General features: G+C 67.5%; 14 protein-coding genes. 7 read left to right on the top strand and 7 right to left on the bottom strand.

The window, feature by feature from the left end:
• Nucleotides 1-256: 256 nt before the first annotated feature.
• A complete protein-coding gene (locus LGM42_RS21635) occupies nt 257-808 on the bottom strand; it encodes a single-stranded DNA-binding protein (RefSeq protein ID WP_124658692.1) in 552 nt (183 codons plus the stop codon).
• A gap of 97 nt (nt 809-905) precedes the next feature.
• Nucleotides 906-2099 (bottom strand): MFS transporter, encoded by a 1194-nt coding sequence (locus LGM42_RS21630; RefSeq protein WP_059575675.1) that lies wholly within the window; start codon nt 2097-2099, stop codon nt 906-908.
• A gap of 264 nt (nt 2100-2363) precedes the next feature.
• Between LGM42_RS21630 and uvrA the strand changes: the two genes are divergently transcribed.
• Complete coding sequence (uvrA, locus tag LGM42_RS21625) at nt 2364-5249, top strand: excinuclease ABC subunit UvrA (protein WP_226233132.1); 2886 nt, start codon at nt 2364-2366, stop codon at nt 5247-5249.
• Nucleotides 5250-5472: 223 nt separating this feature from the next.
• Nucleotides 5473-6555 carry an AI-2E family transporter gene (locus LGM42_RS21620; protein WP_059575670.1) on the top strand — a complete coding sequence of 361 codons (1083 nt, stop codon included), beginning with the start codon at nt 5473-5475 and terminating at the stop codon, nt 6553-6555.
• A 93-nt stretch (nt 6556-6648) separates the two neighbouring features.
• On the opposite strand, the gene purU is transcribed toward LGM42_RS21620, so the two are convergent.
• The 5 genes from purU to LGM42_RS21595 form a co-directional block, all read right to left on the bottom strand.
• On the bottom strand, nt 6649-7533 hold the full coding sequence (gene purU / locus LGM42_RS21615) for a formyltetrahydrofolate deformylase (RefSeq protein ID WP_226233131.1): 885 nt from the start codon (nt 7531-7533) through the stop codon (nt 6649-6651).
• 71 nt (nt 7534-7604) lie between these two features.
• Nucleotides 7605-8468 (bottom strand): NUDIX hydrolase, encoded by an 864-nt coding sequence (locus tag LGM42_RS21610; protein ID WP_059642785.1) that lies wholly within the window; start codon nt 8466-8468, stop codon nt 7605-7607.
• 5 nt (nt 8469-8473) lie between these two features.
• A complete protein-coding gene (locus LGM42_RS21605; protein WP_059575668.1) occupies nt 8474-9088 on the bottom strand; it encodes a LysE family translocator in 615 nt (204 codons plus the stop codon).
• 76 nt (nt 9089-9164) lie between these two features.
• Nucleotides 9165-9731 carry an adenine phosphoribosyltransferase gene (locus LGM42_RS21600; RefSeq protein WP_059575666.1) on the bottom strand — a complete coding sequence of 189 codons (567 nt, stop codon included), beginning with the start codon at nt 9729-9731 and terminating at the stop codon, nt 9165-9167.
• Nucleotides 9732-9808: 77 nt separating this feature from the next.
• On the bottom strand, nt 9809-11815 hold the full coding sequence (locus tag LGM42_RS21595; protein ID WP_059575688.1) for a monovalent cation:proton antiporter family protein: 2007 nt from the start codon (nt 11813-11815) through the stop codon (nt 9809-9811).
• 125 nt (nt 11816-11940) lie between these two features.
• On the opposite strand from LGM42_RS21595, the gene kdsD reads away from it, so the two are divergent.
• From kdsD to lptB, 5 genes are read left to right on the top strand one after another with little or no spacing between them, the layout of a single operon-like run.
• Nucleotides 11941-12924 carry an arabinose 5-phosphate isomerase KdsD gene (gene kdsD / locus LGM42_RS21590; protein ID WP_059575664.1) on the top strand — a complete coding sequence of 328 codons (984 nt, stop codon included), beginning with the start codon at nt 11941-11943 and terminating at the stop codon, nt 12922-12924.
• Nucleotides 12924-13460 (top strand): KdsC family phosphatase, encoded by a 537-nt coding sequence (locus LGM42_RS21585; protein WP_059575662.1) that lies wholly within the window; start codon nt 12924-12926, stop codon nt 13458-13460. The genes kdsD and LGM42_RS21585 overlap by 1 nt, the downstream gene beginning before the upstream one ends.
• 3 nt (nt 13461-13463) lie before the next feature.
• Nucleotides 13464-14078 (top strand): LPS export ABC transporter periplasmic protein LptC, encoded by a 615-nt coding sequence (gene lptC / locus LGM42_RS21580; protein WP_226233130.1) that lies wholly within the window; start codon nt 13464-13466, stop codon nt 14076-14078.
• 20 nt (nt 14079-14098) lie between these two features.
• Nucleotides 14099-14764 (top strand): lipopolysaccharide transport periplasmic protein LptA, encoded by a 666-nt coding sequence (gene lptA / locus LGM42_RS21575; protein WP_006483139.1) that lies wholly within the window; start codon nt 14099-14101, stop codon nt 14762-14764.
• On the top strand, nt 14761-15537 hold the full coding sequence (gene lptB, locus LGM42_RS21570; RefSeq protein WP_059575659.1) for an LPS export ABC transporter ATP-binding protein: 777 nt from the start codon (nt 14761-14763) through the stop codon (nt 15535-15537). The genes lptA and lptB overlap by 4 nt, the downstream gene beginning before the upstream one ends.
• Nucleotides 15538-15565 lie beyond the last annotated feature (28 nt).

The following is a 15565-nucleotide window of genomic DNA, read 5'->3' as shown; positions in this document are numbered from 1 at the left end:
TCCTCTAGCGTCGATCGGGCATGCGAAAGTGAAGGAATGCGGACCGCGTACAGGCCGTCCGGACAATTGATCAGCCGGAGACGTGGCCCAGCGCGAAAGCGCTACCTGCCGCCGCCACTCGGGGCGAAGGGTCCCGAAGCAAAATAAAAATCGCCGCTGAAAATCGAATCAGATTTGATCCGCCATGGGCTAAAAAGGCTAAAAAAAACCCCACCAAAAGGCGGGGTTGATCTTTACAGTTTTTGGTTACGGGAAGTCAGAACGGAATATCGTCGTCCATCTCGTCGAAGCCGCCGCCTGCCGGCGCGCTCGGACGGCTCTGGCCGCCGCCACTTGCCCCGCCGCGCGCCGCGCCGCCGGCACGACCGCCGCCGCCACCGCCGCGCTCCATCTGCTCGCCGCGACCGCCACCACCGCCGTAGCCGCCGCCATAACCGCCTTCGTCACCGCCGCCACCGCCGCCGCCCGAACCGCCGCGGCCGCCGAGCATCTGCATCTGTTCGGCGACGATTTCGGTCGAGTAACGGTCCTGGCCGTCCTGGCCCTGCCACTTGCGCGTGCGGATGCGGCCTTCGATATAGACCGACGACCCCTTCTTCAGGTATTCGCTGACGATTTCCGCCAGACGGCCAAAGAACGCGACGCGATGCCACTCGGTCATTTCCTTGAAATCGCCGCTTGCCTTGTCCTTGTAGCGGTCGGTCGTCGCGAGGCGGATGTTCGCAACCGCGTCGCCGCTCGGCAGGTAACGGACTTCAGGATCGGCGCCGAGGTTGCCGACGAGGATGACCTTGTTGACGGATGCCATGTGTTTCTCCAGTAAATTCGATGCCGGGCCGCCCGCGACAGCCGTCGGAGCAGCCCGCCGGGGGAGCCGGCGAACGCCGCCGGCGCCTACCCGACAATCAGGTTCCGGCCTTGCGCGGCGGCGCTTTCATATTGGCCGCGATTATAAGCCACGCGGCCACGAGCCCCGAACACGTGTAGAACACGGTGTTCGCGCCGCCGTGCTTCAGCAGCCAGCCGCCCACGATGCCGCCGAGCGCGAGCCCGATCGACTGCGTGGTGTTGTAGACGCCCGTGGCCGCGCCCTTGCGCGAACCCGGCGCGAGCTTCGACACGAGCGACGGCTGCGACGCTTCCAGGATGTTGAACCCGAGGAAGTAGACGAAAAGAATCGCCGCCACAATCAGGATGGTATGCGGCGCGCTGCCCAGCAGCAATTGACCGATCAGGATAGCCAGAATGCCGCCGAGCAGCACCGGCTTCATCTTGCCCCGTTTTTCCGCGACGATGATCGCCGGCACCATCATCACGAACGCGAGCCCCATCACCGGCAGGTACACCTTCCAGTGCGCGGCGACCGGCAGCCCGCCGTCGACCAGCAGGCGCGGCACGACGAGGAACAGCGCCGTCTGCGTCGCATGCAGCACCAGCACGCCGAAGTTCAGGCGCAGCAGCTCGACGTTGTGCAGCACCTCGGCGAACGGCGCCGGCACGTGCACGGGCTTCGCCGCATCGGGCACGATCCACAGCACGACGCCGATCGCGAGGATCGACAGCACGCCGACGATCGCGAACAGCCCGCTCATCCCGACCCAGTGGAACACGATCGGCGCGCCGACGATCGCGACCGCGAACGACACGCCGATCGAGCCGCCGACCATCGCCATCGCCTTCGTGCGGTTCTGCTCGGAGGTCAGGTCGGCGATGAACGCGAGCACCGCCGACGACACGGCGCCCATGCCCTGGATCACGCGGCCGACGATGATCCACGTGATGTCGTGCGCGAACGCGGCGACGAAGCTGCCGAGCGCGAAGATCACGAGACCCGCGGCGATCACCGGCTTGCGGCCGAACTTGTCGGACGCCCAGCCGTAGAAGATGTAGAACAGCGACTGCGTGACGCCGTAGGCCCCGAGCGCGATCCCGACGAGCAGCACGTTGTCGCCGCCCGGGATGGTTTTCGCGTAGACCGAAAACACCGGCATGATCATGAACAGGCCGAGCATGCGCAACGCGAAAATCGCCGCGAGCGACGTGGTCGCGCGCAGTTCGGGCGCAGTCATGCGGGAAGACGTGGCAGACGGATTGGACATCGGGAATGAATTTCGAATGATCGGAATGTCCGCCCGGCAGCGGGCGGCGGAAGATCAGGGCCGGCGGCCTGGCGGCCTTTCGGGCGACACGTCGGGGCCGGATGCGGATGGCCTGCGGGCCGCCCGGAACCGTGCGGCGCGACCGCTTTCCCCGGCGCAGGTGTCGCCTTGCTGCCACCTGCCGCAAGGGCTGGGGGCCGTAAACGACGGTCTCGAAAAGCCGTTATAGTAGCAGGTTTGGTTTCCTCCATTTTCGCCAGGTTCATGGAACAGATCCGTATCCGTGGGGCACGCACCCACAACCTGAAAAACGTCAATCTCGACCTGCCGCGCCACAAGCTGGTCGTGATTACCGGGTTGTCCGGGTCGGGCAAGTCGTCGCTCGCGTTCGACACCCTTTATGCCGAGGGCCAGCGCCGCTACGTCGAGAGCCTGTCCGCCTATGCCCGCCAGTTCCTGCAGCTGATGGAGAAGCCCGACGTCGACCTGATCGAGGGGCTGTCGCCGGCGATCTCGATCGAGCAGAAGGCGACGTCCCACAACCCGCGTTCGACCGTCGGCACGGTCACGGAAATCCACGACTACCTGCGACTTTTGTACGCACGTGTCGGCACGCCGTACTGCCCCGATCACGACATCCCGCTCGAGGCGCAGAGCGTGTCGCAGATGGTCGACGCGGCGCTCGCGCTGCCCGAGGAAACCAAGCTGATGATCCTCGCGCCCGTCGTCGTGGATCGCAAGGGCGAGCATGTCGAGCTGTTCGAGGACATGCAGGCGCAGGGCTTCGTGCGCTTTCGCGTGCGCTCGGGCGGCGGCGCCGCGAACGAAGGCGCCGCGAAGATCTACGAGGTCGAGTCGCTGCCGAAGCTGAAAAAGAACGACAAGCACACGATCGACGTCGTCGTCGATCGCCTGAAGGTGCGCCCGGACATGAAGCAGCGGCTCGCCGAATCGTTCGAAACCGCGCTGCGCCTCGCCGACGGCCGCGCGATCGCGCTCGAGATGGATACCGACAAGGAGCACCTGTTCAGCTCGAAGTTCGCGTGCCCGATCTGCTCGTACTCGCTGCAGGAGCTCGAGCCGCGCCTGTTCTCGTTCAACAACCCGATGGGCGCGTGCCCGGAATGCGACGGCCTTGGCCAGATCACGTTCTTCGACCCGAAGCGGGTCGTCGCGCACCCGTCGCTGTCGCTTGCCGCCGGCGCGGTGAAGGGCTGGGACCGCCGCAACCAGTTCTACTTCCAGATGCTGCAGAGCCTCGCGGCGTTCTACGAATTCGACATCGACGCCGCGTTCGAGGATCTCCCCGAAAAGATCCGCAAGGTGCTGCTGTTCGGCTCGGGCAAGCAGACGATTCCGTTCTCGTACATCAACGAGCGCGGCCGCACGACGATCCGCGAGCACGTGTTCGAAGGGATCATCCCGAACCTCGAACGCCGCTACCGCGAGACCGATTCGGTCGCGGTGCGCGAAGAGCTGTCGAAGTACCAGAACAACCAGCCGTGTCCGTCGTGCGACGGCACGCGCCTGCGCCGCGAGGCGCGCCACGTGCGGATCGGCACCGGCGACCATGCACGCGGCATCTATGAGATCAGCGGCTGGCCGCTGCGCGACGCGCTCGGCTATTTCGACGGGCTGACGCTCGACGGCGCGAAGCGCGAGATCGCCGACAAGGTGATCAAGGAAATCGTCGCGCGCCTGACGTTCCTGAACAACGTCGGGCTCGACTACCTGTCGCTCGAGCGCAGCGCCGAGACCTTGTCGGGCGGCGAGGCGCAGCGCATCCGGCTCGCGTCGCAGATCGGCTCGGGCCTCACGGGCGTGATGTACGTGCTCGACGAGCCGTCGATCGGCCTGCACCAGCGCGACAACGACCGCCTGATCGCGACGCTCAAGCATCTGCGCGACCTCGGCAACTCGGTGATCGTCGTCGAGCACGACGAGGACATGATCCGCACGGCCGACTACGTCGTCGACATGGGCCCCGGCGCCGGCGAGCACGGCGGCGTGGTGGTCGCCGAAGGCACGCCGAAGCAGGTGCAGTCGAACCCGCAGTCGCTGACGGGCCAGTACCTCGTCGGCAAGCGCGTGATCGAGTACCCGGACGAGCGGCTCGCGCCCGATCCGGAGCGGATGCTGCGCATCGTCGACGCGCACGGCAACAACCTGAAGCACGTCGATCTCGATCTGCCGGTCGGCCTCCTGACCTGCATCACCGGCGTATCGGGCTCCGGCAAGTCGACGCTGATCAACGACACGCTGTATCACGCGGTCGCGCGCCACCTGTACGGCTCGGCCGCCGAGCCGGCGCCGCACGAGGCGATCGAGGGCCTCGAGCACTTCGACAAGGTGATCAACGTCGACCAGTCGCCGATCGGCCGCACGCCGCGCTCGAACCCGGCCACCTACACGGGCCTGTTCACGCCGATCCGCGAGCTGTTCTCGGGCGTGCCGACGTCGAAGGAGCGCGGCTACGATCCCGGCCGCTTCTCGTTCAACGTGAAGGGCGGCCGCTGCGAATCGTGCCAGGGCGACGGCGTGCTGAAGGTCGAGATGCACTTTTTGCCGGACGTCTACGTGCCGTGCGACGTGTGCCACGGCAAGCGCTACAACCGCGAAACGCTCGAAGTGCAGTACAAGGGCAAGAACATCAGCGAAGTGCTCGACATGACGGTCGAGCACGCGTACGAGTTCTTCAGCGCGGTGCCGGTCATCGCGCGCAAGCTGAAGACGCTGCTCGACGTCGGCCTCGGCTACATCCGTCTCGGCCAGTCGGCCACGACGCTGTCGGGCGGCGAGGCGCAGCGCGTGAAGCTGTCGCTGGAGCTGTCGAAGCGCGACACCGGCCGCACGCTGTACATCCTCGACGAACCGACCACCGGCCTGCACTTCCACGACATCGCGCTGCTGCTGGAAGTGATTCACCGGCTGCGCGACCAGGGCAACACGGTCGTGATCATCGAGCACAACCTCGACGTGATCAAGACCGCCGACTGGGTGATCGACCTCGGCCCCGAAGGCGGCGCCGGCGGCGGCCAGATCATCGCGCAGGGCACGCCCGAGCAGGTCGCGAAGACGAAGGCGAGCTTCACCGGCAAGTACCTCGCGCCGCTGCTGAAGCGTCCCACCCGCAAGGTCGCGGCCGGCTGACGCCTCCGTTCCGCCGTTCCCGCGCGCGGCCGCCCGGCCGCGCGCCCCCTCGTTTTCCCTTCTGCGTTTACACCACGCGCCAAACGGCCCGTTTGCGGACCATAATGGCAGCTATACTTTACGGTCGTAAGGTTCGCCATCCGCACCAATCCGGTGCGGCGCCGGGCGGCCCGCGCTCTGCCGCGCGCTCCGCGGCACGACACACGGACGACAGGAATCCACGATGGAGAAGCAACAAGAGTCGCGCGACACGCAGAACCGCGAGCCGCACCTGCGCAGCGTGCGGCTGACCAGCGACTTGAGCCTGCCGAAGCTGTCGGCACTCGAGATCGGCAGCTATCTCTTCGCGCTCGTCATGATGTGGCTCGTCCTCGAGCTGCGGCTGCTCGGCGGAATGCTGGCCGGCCTGCTCGTCTATCAGCTGATCCACACGATCGCGCCCGTGATCGAACGCCATACCACCAGCATGCGCGCGCGCTGGGTCGCCGTCGTGCTGCTGTCGATCGCGATCGTCGGCGCGCTCACCGGCCTGACGCTCGGCATCATCGAGCACTTCGAGCACACGGTGCCGAACCTGCAGAGCCTGCTCGGCCAGCTGATGCAGATCGTCGAGCAAACCCGCGCGCGCACGCCGGCCTGGATCGCGAACCTGCTGCCGGTCGACGTCGAACAGATGAAGACGAAGGCGGCCGTGCTCATGCATTCGCACATGGACCAGCTCCAGCAAAGCGGCAAGAGCGTCGCGCGCGGCTTCGGCCACGTGCTGTTCGGGATGATCATCGGCGCGATGATCGCGATCGGCGTCGAGCAGGGCAAGGTGCGCCGGCCGCTGTCGACCGCGCTCGTCACGCGCGTGTCGCGCTTCGCCGACGCGTTCCGCCGGATCGTGTTCGCGCAGATCAAGATCTCGGCGATCAATGCGGCCTTCACCGGCATCTACCTGCTCGTCGCGCTGCCGATCTTCCACCAGCGGCTGCCGCTGTCGAAGACCCTCGTGCTCATCACGTTCATCGTCGGCCTGCTGCCGGTGATCGGCAATCTGATCTCGAACACGCTGATCGTCGCGGTGTCGCTGTCGGTCAGCATGGGCACCGCGATCGCGTCGCTCGCGTTTCTCGTGGTCATCCACAAGCTCGAATACTTCCTGAACGCGAAGATCATCGGCGGCCAGATCGAGTCGCGCGCGTGGGAGCTGCTGCTTGCGATGCTGATCATGGAAGCCGCGTTCGGGCTGCCGGGCGTGATCGCCGCACCGATCTTCTATGCGTACCTGAAACGCGAGCTGTACCTGCTGCGGCTGATCTGACGCCGCCCGCTCGCCAACGGCAAACGAAAACGCCGCGCCCCGTGAAGGGCGCGGCGTTTTCGCTTGTGGAGCCAGCCTTCCACGGCCGACGGATCAGCGGAACACGACCGTCTTCGTCCCGTTCAGCACGATCCGGTGCTCGACGTGCCACTTCACCGCCCGCGCGAGCGTCACGCACTCGACGTCGCGGCCGATCGCGGTCAGCTGGTCGGGCGTCATGCTGTGGTCGACGCGCTCGACTTCCTGCTCGATGATCGGGCCTTCGTCGAGATCGGTCGTCACGTAGTGCGCGGTCGCGCCGATCAGCTTCACGCCGCGGTCGAATGCCTGGTAGTAAGGCTTCGCGCCCTTGAAGCTCGGCAGGAACGAATGATGGATGTTGATCGCGCGGCCGGCGAGCTGCTCGCACATGTTCGGCGACAGGATCTGCATGTAGCGCGCGAGCACGACGAGATCGGCCTGGTGCTCGTCGATCACTTCCAGCACGCGTGCTTCCTGCGCGGCCTTCGCGGCATCGGACGAACCGCCGACGAGCGGGAAGTGATGGAACGGAATGTTGTAGCTCGCGGCGAGCTGGTAGAACTCCTTGTGGTTCGACACGATCGCCGGGATCTCGATCGGCAACTGGCCGGTGCGATAGCGGAACAGCAGGTCGTTCAGGCAGTGGCCGATCTTCGACACCATGATCACGACGCGCGGTTTCACGGCCGCATCGTGCAATTCCCAGCGCATCGAGAACTGCTCGGCGAGCGGCGCGAATTGGTTGCGAAGCGTGTCGAGCGCCGACGCGGCATCCACGCCGCCGCCGTCCTGCTCGAAGTGCACGCGCATGAAGAACTCGCCGGTGCGGCTGTCGCCGAACTGCGCGGAATCGAGGATGTTGTTGCTGCGCTCGAACAGGAAGCCCGAGACCGCATGGACGATGCCGTGCCGGTCGGGGCACGACAGTTTCAAGATAAAGCTGTGATCGGTCGGCATGACCGCGACTCCCATTGTTTCCGTATTCGTCAAATTGCCCGTTCGCGCCGCCAGGCCGCGCGCGGCGCGCGTCATGCGCCCGGCACGAACAGCGCGTCGATGCCGGCCGCGTCGGCCGCCGCAAGCCAGCGGTGGCGCAGCAGCGTATCGAGCGTCGCGAGGCTCGCATCCATCGTCGCGCGGCCTTCGCGCAGCCAGCCGATCACCTCGGGCACGCCGGCCAGCAGGTGCTCGGCCACTTCGCCGTCCTGGTTGCGCGGCGCGAAGTCGTGCGGCAGCGGCAGGTCGTACACGAAGATCAGTTCCGACTGCGTGCCTTCCGGCAGCGAGTTCAGCACCTGCACCGTGCGGCCCGCGATCGCGCGCGCCGCCAGGTCGGCCGGAATCCCGGCTTCTTCCCAGCACTCCTTCGCGAGCGTCTCGTGAACGCCCAGCCCCCAGCCGATCCCCCCCGCGACGACGTTGTCGAGCATGCCGGGGTCGGTGGCCTTCGTCTCGCTGCGGCGGCCGAGCCACATCTTCGGCGCGGCCGCGGCGGGCTCGCCGGGCGTAACCGCATATTCTACGATGCCGTTCACGTGCACCGCATAGGTCTGCGTGCCGAAGAAGCGCGACGCCGCGCGCTCGATGTACGCGAGCGGCGGATCGTCGAAGCGGTTGCGGATCGCGTAGATCTCGTCGCGCCAGCCGGGAATCGCGCCTTCCGCCGCGAGCGCGCCGATCGCGCCGGCCAGCGCCATGCTGCGCGCATCGACCGAATCGTAGCGCGCCGACAGCACGACGCGCTCGCCGGTCAGCTCGAACACGTCGGGCCAGCGCGCGAGCTTCGCGACGTCCTGGCGGCGCACCCAGCCCACCGCCTGGCCGGCGATCTCGAAACGCAGGTGCGCGGCCGGATCGAAGCGGCGCGCGGCCGCGATGCACGGAAACGTCATCGCGCTCAATCCTTCAGCGCGACGCGGATGCCGATCGCGATGAACGTCGCGCCGGCGATCCGGTCGAGCCACACGCCGGCCTTCGGGCGGCGCTTCAGCCATGCGCCGATCATGCCCGCGCCGACGCCGAACAGCGAGAAGACCGCGGCCGTCTGCAGCATGAACAGCGCGCCGAGCTCGAACATCTGCAGCGTCACGCCCTGCGCGCCGTGCGGATCGACGAACTGCGGCAGGAACACGACGAAGAACAGCGTGACCTTCGGGTTCATCAGGTTGCCGATCACGCTCTGCCGGAAGATCGTGCCGAGCGGCTGCGGCGGGCGCGCATGCGCGTTCGCGAGGCCCTGGCTGCGCAGCGCCTTGATGCCGATCCACACGAGGTACGCGGCGCCCGCGAGCTTCAGGATCTGGAACGCGACCGGCGACGAACGCAGCACGGCCGCGACGCCGAGCGCCGCGAGCGTCGTGTGGAACAGGATCCCCGCCGTGAAGCCGAGCGCGGCGACGAAGCCGGCCGCGCGGCCCTGCGAGATGCCGCGTGCGAGCACCTGCAGGTTGTCGGGACCCGGCGCGAACGTGATCGCGATCGACGTGGCGAGAAACAGCATGAAGTTGGGCATCGTGAACCTCGCTGCGAAAGCTGAACCTGGCGCGAACCAGCGCAAACCGGGGCGTCCGGCCCCGACGGACCGGCGTTCAGTGGCCGGAGAATTCGGTAACGGTATAGACGGGCAACCCGGCGTTGCGCAGCAGCGCCGAGCCGCCGAGATCGGGCAGATCGATGATCGACGCACCTTCGACGACCACCGCGCCGAGCCGCTGCAGCAGGTTGCGCCCCGCCATCATCGTGCCGCCGGTCGCGATCAGGTCGTCCATGATGATCACGCGGTCGCCGGGGCGGCACGCATCTTCGTGGATCTCGACCGTCGCGCTGCCGTATTCGAGGTCGTACGATTCCGAACGCGTCTTGTACGGCAGCTTGCCGACCTTGCGGATCGGCACGAAACCGACGCTCAGCTCGTACGCGACGATCGGCGCGATGATGAAGCCGCGCGCGTCGAGGCCCGCGACGTAGTCGAGCTTCGCATCGACATAGCGTTCGACGAACAGGTCGACGAGGATGCGCAGCGCCTTCGGGCTCTGCAGCAGCGTCGTGATGTCGCGGAACTGCACGCCCGGCTGCGGCCAGTCCGGCACCGTGCGGATCTGGCTGTGGATGAAGGCGACCGGATCGAGCGGTGCGCCCGGCGACGAATGCGGCATGAAACTCTCCGAAAAAAACGGTGCGCGAAGATCGGGCACCGTTTCTGATCAATACGGGTCGGGTTGCGAATCGCGGCTCACGCAGCCGCGGCCGGCGGATCGCGCCGATGGCGCGACAACCGCTCCTCCGCGAGCGCGAGCGCCTCGGGCAGCCCGCGCAGCACCACGATGTCGCTCGCGCGCAGCTTGGTCTGCGGATCGGGTTCGACGCCGCGGATGCCGTGCCGGCGGATCGCCGTGACCTCCAGCCCGAGCGCGTACAGCCCGAGTTCTTCCAGCGACCGCCCGACCGCGTCCGCGCGCGCATCGACCGGCACCGATTGTAGCCGCACCTGCTCGTGATCGTCGTCGTCCGCGTCATCGGCGCCGCGGAAATAGCCGCGCAGCAGGCTGTAGCGCTCGTCGCGCATCTCCTCGACGCGCCGCACGACCTTGCGCATCGGCACGCCGACCAGCACCAGCGTGTGCGACGCGAGCATCAGGCTGCCCTCGACGATCTCCGGAATCACCTCGGTCGCGCCGGCCGCCAGCAGCTTTTCGAGATCGGCATCGTCGACGGTGCGCACGATCGCCGGCAGCGTCGGCTCCAGCTCGTGCACGTGATGCAGCACGCGCAGCGCGGACGGCGTGTTCGCGTAGGTGATCGCGACGGCCGCCGCCCGGTGGATACCGGCCGCGAGCAGCGACTCGCGGCGCGCCGCGTCGCCGAACACGACCGATTCGCCGGCCGTCGCGGCCGCGCTCACGCGATCGGGGTCGAGGTCGAGCGCGACGTACGAAATGCCTTCCTGCTCGAGCATGCGCGCGAGGTTCTGGCCCGCGCGGCCGTAGCCGCAGATGATCACGTGGCCGCGCTGCTTGAGGCTTTGCGTCGCGATCCGCGTCATCTGCAGCGACTGCTGCATCCATTCGGTCGACGACAGCCGCATCACGATGCGGTCGGCGTTCTGGATCAGGAACGGCGCGGCGAGCATCGACAGCAGCATCGACGCGAGGATCGCCTGCAGCAGCGTCGAGTCGACGAGATGCCGGTCGAGGATCAGGTTCAGCAGCACGAAGCCGAATTCGCCGGCCTGCGCGAGGCCGATGCCCGTGCGCATCGCGACGCCCGGCGTCGCGCCGAACAGCCGCGCGAGCCCGGCGATCATCGTCGCCTTGAATAGGATCTGCCCGACGAAGAAGCCGAGCACGATCAACGGATGCTCCCAGATCACGCGTGGATCGAGCAGCATCCCCGTCGTCACGAAGAACAGCCCGAGCAGCACGTCGCGAAACGGCTTGATGTCTTCCTCCACCTGATGGCGGAACGGCGTCTCGGAAATGAGCATCCCGGCGATGAACGCGCCGAGCGCGAGCGACAGCCCGAAGCGATCGGTGATGAACGCCGCGCCGAGCGTGACGAGCAGCAGGTTCAGCACGAACAGCTCCTGCGAGCGGCGCCGCGCGACCACGTTGAGCCAGCGCGTCATGAAGCGCTGGCCGATGACCAGCAGCAGCGCGAGCGCGATCACGATCTTGACCGCCGCGAAGCCGAGCGTGAGCGCGAGATCCTTCGACGATTCGGCGCCGAACGCGGCGATCACGATCAGCAGCGGCACGACCGCGAGATCCTGGAACAGCAGCACGCCGAAGATGTTGCGGCCGTGCTCCGTCTCGATCTCGAGCCGCTCGGCGAGCATCTTCGACACGATCGCCGTCGACGACATTGCGAGCGCGCCGCCGAGCGCGATGCTGCCCTGCCACGTGATGTGCACCCAGTGCTCGAACAGCGCGCCCAGCACGAGCGCGAGCAGGAGCGTCGCGACGACCTGCAGCAGGCCGAGCCCGAACACGAGCCGCTGCATCGCCCTCAGCTTCGCCAGCGAGAATTCGAGGCCGATCGAGAACATCAGGAACACCACGCCGAACTCCGCGAGATGCTCGGCCCGTTCGAGATCCGCCGCGACGCCGAACGCGTGCGGGCCGACCAGGATGCCGACGGTCAGGTAGCCGAGCATCGGCGGCAGGTTCAACGAGCGGAATACGACGACGCCCACCACCGAGGCCAGCAGCAGCAGCAGGGTCATTTCGAGCGGGGAAATCACGGGCGAAGCGTCCTCGTTCGTCGGGGCCACGGCAATGCGGGCGCGGGTGGTGGCGGTGGACACGCGACATCGGACGAGTCCGAAGGCGCGGCGCGGCGAACAAACGCCTTTGCTATACTCCGCGCATGATAGCGAAAATCAATGATGACCGGGCGCTCGCGCTCGCCCGCGACGTGCTCGACATCGAGGCGGACGCCGTGCGCGCGCTGCGCGACCAGCTCGACGGCGGCTTCGTCCAGGCCGTGGCGCTGCTGCTCGGCTGCCGCGGCCGCGTCGTGGTCTCGGGCATCGGCAAATCGGGGCATATCGCCCGCAAGATCGCGGCCACGCTGGCCAGCACCGGCACGCCGGCCTTCTTCGTCCACCCTGCCGAGGCCAGCCACGGCGACCTCGGGATGGTCACCTCCGACGACGTCTTCATCGGCATCTCCTATTCCGGCGAATCGGAAGAACTCGTCGCGATCCTGCCGCTCGTGAAGCGGATCGGCGCGAAGCTGATCGCGATCACGGGCCGCGCGGAGTCGAGCCTCGGCACGCTCGCCGACGTGAACCTGAACGCCGCGGTCTCGAAGGAAGCGTGCCCGCTGAACCTCGCGCCCACCGCGAGCACGACCGCCGCGCTCGCGCTCGGCGACGCGCTCGCCGTCGCCGTGCTCGACGCGCGCGGCTTCGGCTCGGAAGATTTCGCGCGCTCGCATCCGGGCGGCGCGCTCGGCCGGCGCCTGCTCACCTACGTGCGCGACGTGATGCGCTCGGGCGACGACGTCCCGGCCGTCGGGCTCGACGCGACGCTGTCGGATGCGCTGTTCCAGATCACCGCGAAGCGCCTCGGCATGACGGCCGTGGTCGACGCCGACGGCAAGGTCGCCGGCATCTTCACGGACGGCGACCTGCGCCGCGTGCTCGCGCGCGACGGCGATTTCCGCACGCTGCCGATCACCGAAGTCATGACGCGCGAGCCGCGCACGATCGCGCCGGATCATCTGGCGGTCGAGGCCGTTGAACTGATGGAGCGCCACCGGATCAACCAGATGCTGGTCGTCGATGCCGACGGCGCGCTGATCGGCGCGCTGAACATGCACGACCTGTTTTCGAAGAAGGTGATCTGATGAGCGCAGCGCTGACTGCGGCCGAACGCGCGAGCCGCGTGAAGCTGATGATTTTCGATGTCGACGGCGTACTGACCGACGGCGGCCTGCTGTTTACCGCGGCCGGCGACACGATGAAGTCGTTCAATTCGCTCGACGGCCACGGCGTGAAGCTGCTCGGCGAGGCCGGCATCGCGACCGCGATCATCACGGGCCGCCGCTCCGACATCGTCGCGGCGCGCGCGAAGGAAATGAAGATCGCGCACCTGTTCCAGGGCGTCGAGAACAAGCTCGCCGTGTTCGCCGACCTGATCGCATCGCTCGGCCTGACGGCCGACGCATGCGGCTACATGGGCGACGACTGGCCCGACCTGCCGGTGATGCTGCGCTGCGGCTTCGCCGCGGCCCCGGCGAACGCGCACCCCGAGGTGATCGCCCGCGCGCACTGGGTCGCCGAGGCCCGTGGCGGCCACGGCGCCGTGCGCGAAGTCTGCGACGCGGTCCTGCGCGCGCAGCGCCGCTACGACGCGCTGCTCGCCGCCGCCTGCGGAGCCTGACCGATGAGCACGCATTTCCGCTGGACCCAGATGCTGCCGCTCGCCGCGGTCGCCGCGCTCGCGGGCGTCACGTGGTGGCTGCTGCAGGCCACGCTGCCGCCGCCCGGCGAGGGCGCCGCGCAGCCGAAGCGCCACACGCCCGACTATTTCGCGGATAACTTCTCGGTCACCGAGCTCGACCAGTCCGGCACGACCCAGTACCGGCTGACGGCCGCGAAGCTGGTCCATTACGAAGATACCGAAAGCAGCGACCTGACCGATCCGGCCATGCGCGCGTTCCAGCCCGGCAAGCCGGTCGTGACGACCACCGCGAAGCGCGGCACCGTCAACGGCGACGTGTCGATCGTCGACTTGTACGACGACGCGCGCATCCTGCGCGCGGCCGGCGGCGGCGATCCGCAGATGCAGGCCGATTCCCAGCATTTCCGGATCTTCGTCAATGACGATGTGATCCAGACCGAAAAGCCGGTTAAACTTCAGCGCGGCCTGTCGCTCGTCAACGCGACCGACGGCATGAAGTACAACAACGTCACCCGGGTCATCGAGCTTTACGGCAACGTGCGCGGCACGATCGCCGCGGAGGACACGTCCGGCGGCTCGAAAGGTCAACCCAAGTGACGCATCCCTCACGTGACTGCATGAACGAACCGTTCCCTCGACAGATTTCCGGCGGCGCTGCGCGCGCCGTCCGCGCCGCGCTCGCCGCGACGCTCGTGGCGCTCCCGCTCGTCGGGCTGGCGCCGCTCGCCCATGCCGAGAAGGCCGACCAGAACAAGCCGATCAACGTCGAGGCCGACAACCTGACCTATGACGATCTGAAGCAGGTCACGGTCGCGACCGGCAACGTCGTGATCACGAAGGGCACGATCATCATCAAGGGCGATCGCGTCGAAGTGCGCCAGGACCCGGAAGGCTATCAGTACGCGACGTCGTTCGGCAGCGGCAAGAAGCACGCGACGTTCCGCCAGAAGCGCGAAGGCCTCGACGAGTACATCGACGGCGACGCCGAGCGCATCGACTACGACGGCAAGCAGGACCTGACCACGCTGACCACCGCCGCGACCGTGCGCCGCCTGCAGGGCACGTCGACGGTCGCCGACACCGTGCACGGCAGCGTGATCACGTACGACGGCCAGCGCGACTTCTACACCGCGAAGGGCGGCAAGGACGTCGCCGCGCCGGGCAACCCGAACGGCCGCGTGCGCGCGATGCTGTCGCCGAAGAACGGCGGCCCCGCGCCGCTGAACGGGGCGCCGGCCAAGCTGTCGCCGTCGACCACGATCCAGGGAGCGCCGGGCCAATGAACGCGCTCCCCAACCGCCAGCCGGCCGGCACCACGAGCTCGCTCGTCGTTCGCAACCTGAAGAAGCGCTACGGCTCGCGCACGGTCGTCAAGGACGTGTCGCTCGACGTGAAGAGCGGCGAAGTCGTCGGCCTGCTCGGCCCGAACGGCGCCGGCAAGACGACGTCGTTCTACATGATCGTCGGCCTCGTGCCGACGGACGCGGGCGAAATCTCGCTGAACGGCAGCTCGATCGGCCTGCTGCCGATCCACAAGCGCGCGTCGCTCGGCCTGTCGTACCTGCCGCAGGAAGCGTCCGTGTTCCGCAAGCTGACCGTCGAGGAAAACATCCGCGCGGTGCTCGAGCTGCAGCACGGCGAAGACGGCAAGCGGCTGTCGAAGGACGCGATCTCGGCGCGCACCGAAGCGCTGCTCGACGAGCTGCAGATCGGCCACCTGCGCGAGAACCCCGCGCTGTCGCTGTCGGGCGGCGAACGGCGCCGCGTCGAAATCGCGCGCGCGCTCGCGACCAACCCGAGCTTCATCCTGCTCGACGAACCGTTCGCCGGCGTCGACCCGATCGCCGTGCTCGAGATCCAGAAGATCGTCAAGTTCCTGAAACAGCGCAACATCGGCGTGCTGATCACGGACCACAACGTCCGCGAAACGCTCGGCATCTGCGACCACGCTTACATCATCAGCGACGGTTCGGTGCTGGCCGCCGGCGCGCCGAGCGAAATCATCGAAAACGAAAGCGTGCGCCGCGTGTACCTCGGCGAGCACTTCCGCATGTAACGTCCTCCTCGTGGCTGGCTGCACCCCG

The sequence above is a fragment of the Burkholderia sp. AU39826 genome (genome assembly GCF_020419965.1).
GTDB classification, from domain to species: Bacteria; Pseudomonadota; Gammaproteobacteria; order Burkholderiales; family Burkholderiaceae; genus Burkholderia; species Burkholderia semiarida.
This window is presented reverse-complemented; position numbering and strand designations above follow the sequence as displayed.